4 protein-coding genes are annotated in these 2,380 nt (G+C 63.2%); all 4 read left to right on the forward strand.

The annotated features are described in order from the left end of the window. On the forward strand, window positions 1–358 hold a 358-nt coding region (locus tag AC1DT2_RS20790), incomplete at its 5' end, for an organic hydroperoxide resistance protein (protein WP_477298445.1). 140 nt (window positions 359–498) lie between these two features. Continuing rightward, on the forward strand, window positions 499–1,203 hold the full coding sequence (locus AC1DT2_RS20795; RefSeq protein WP_477298446.1) for a DUF4386 domain-containing protein: 705 nt from the start codon (window positions 499–501) through the stop codon (window positions 1,201–1,203). Beyond that, entirely contained in the window at window positions 1,200–1,604 is a 405-nt protein-coding gene (locus AC1DT2_RS20800) for a DUF6326 family protein (RefSeq protein WP_477298447.1), read from the forward strand. The genes AC1DT2_RS20795 and AC1DT2_RS20800 overlap by 4 nt, the downstream gene beginning before the upstream one ends. 157 nt (window positions 1,605–1,761) lie before the next feature. Continuing rightward, window positions 1,762–2,380 (forward strand): MASE1 domain-containing protein (locus tag AC1DT2_RS20805; RefSeq protein ID WP_477298448.1); only part of this gene is annotated, 619 nt, incomplete at its 3' end.

Genomic DNA, 2,380 nt, shown 5'->3' on the forward strand with positions numbered 1-2,380 from the left:
GATCAAGCTCGACCTGCGCCTGCCGAAGGAAATGGGTGGCAATGGCGGCGGCAGCAATCCCGAACAGCTCTTTGCCGCTGGCTACGCCGCCTGCTTCGAAGGTGCCGTGCGCTTCGTCGCCGGCCAGCAGAAGGTCAAGGTCGACGGCGCTTCGGTCGCCAGCTCGGTCGGTATCGGCCCGCGCAACGACTCCGGCTTCGGCATCAAGGTGAAGCTCGAAGTGAGCCTGCCGGGTGTCGACGACGCCACCGCGCTGGAGATCGTCAAGACCGCTCATGAGAAGGTCTGCCCCTACTCCCACGCTACCCGTGGCAATGTCGATGTCGATATCTCGGTGAACGGCAAGACGGTCGCCTAAGCGGTCCTTCTGCCAAGCGATTCAACGGACGGCGCCTTCGGGCGCCGTTTTCGTTATCTGGCACGACTTCCGGCACGTGGCAGCAACGTAAGACGAGCGCACCTTCCCTTGGTCGGACCACCGTCGCGAAGGGGATCGCCATGACACCGCTCAACAGGGACGCTCGCCTGGCCGGATTCACGTATCTGCTGATCTGCCTGGTGGGTCCGCTCCGCCTCATCTACATACCGAGCGCGCTCCTGGTGAGCGGTAACCCGGCTGAAACCGCTACGAACATCGCCGCGCACGAGACGCTGTTTCGCTGGGGCATGTTTGGCGACCTGTTCATCGGAACCATGCTGATTTTCGTTGTGCTGGCGCTCCACCGATTGCTCAAGTCCGCGGGGCCTACGTTAGCCGTGACGATGGTGATCTTCGGCGGCCTGCTGCCGTCGGCTATCTATTTCATCAACACCGCCAACGATGCCGCGGCTCTGGTCCTGGTACGCGGGGCCCCCTTCCTCGATGCCTTCAGCCAGGCGCAGCGCGAATCGCTGGCCATGCTGTTCCTGCGCGTGCACCGCGAAGTCATCACCGCTGCCGAAATGTTGTGGGGACTGTGGCTCATACCCCTGGCCATCCTTGTCTGGCGCTGTGGTTTCCTTCCGCGCGTACTGGCCGTGTGGCTGATGCTTAATGCGTTTGCCTACATTGCACAGAGCTTCGCGGGTTTCGTCATGCCGCAGCTCTCGGACAGCCTCGACACGGCGTGCTTCCCCCTCCAGCTCGGCGAAGTCGCCTTCATGCTCTGGCTGCTCGTCTTCGGCGCGCGGCGTTTCATCCTGACCGGGAACAAAACCCAATGAGTACGTTGCAGGACGCCAAACCCTCTGTACGAATCAAGCTGGCCGGCCTATGGGCCTCGTTGATGTCCTGCTACATCTACGGCGACTACTTCGGCCTGTTCGCCGCCGGCCGGATTCAGGACATGATCGCCGGCAACTTCGGCCCGTTAGGGCCGACGACACCGGGCATCCTGGTGGGCGTCAGCCTGCTGATGGCGGTCCCGGCGCTGATGATCTTCGGGTCCCTGGCGCTGCCAGCCAGCCTCTGCCGCTGGGCGAACGTCGTCTTGGGCCTGTTTTATACACTGATCATGCTGCTGACCATGCCCGGGGCGCCGGCGTTCTACCTCGTTCTTGGTGTCATCGAGGTGCTGCTGACCGCTGCCGTGGTCGTACACGCATGGCGGTGGCCGAAGGTCTAGGATGATGTAAATTCGGCAATCGGGGGGAATTGTCGCCGGGCGGCCTTCCCATTCCCTCCGCGCGCCCACATCATGCGGCATGACGCCGGCCGGCTGCGCCCGGGGCTGGGTATTTCGAATTAACGACGTGAGAGGACATCGCTGGGGAGCGAGCAGAATGCAGGGAGCCACGAGCGAGCGAGCATCATGGGGACAGATCCTGGCCGTGGCCGCCGCGTATGCCGCGTGCTACGAGGTGACCCGGTATTTCTCCTATTCGCATTGGATTCTCACCGCCGGGCTTCGCCTGGGCTGTCTGCTGCTCGTCCCTTACCGGTTCTGGCCCGCCCTGATTCTCGGGGAGTCCCTGCCGGTAGTGCAGAACGCCCTCCTCCACCAAGCAGACTTCGGCTGGGCGTGGACCTGCGTTTCCTCCATCCCCTTCATCCCGCTGTGCATGCCTTTCGTCAAGGCCATTCGCGAGAAGATGCCGCTCTATGACGCCAACGGGCAGCTCAACGCGACCACGATCCTGTTCGCCACCCTCGTCTGCGCCCTGATTACCGCGGTGCGAACCGATATGGCCGTGTTCGCCGCGCTGATCGTGACCCCGGATGGGTGGGACGCATGGCGTTCCGAAGCCTTGATCGATCTTCTGGCGTACGTCCTCGGCGCCTACCTCGGGGCGCTCAGCCTGGCACCAATGCTCCTTGTTCTCAGGGAAGGGTTCCGCGAGAACCTTTCCTGGAAACGCTTCTTCGAAAGCAGACTGACCCGCGACGTCGCCCTGGGTGCGT

This window comes from Luteibacter sp. P4_E6 (assembly GCF_056401535.1).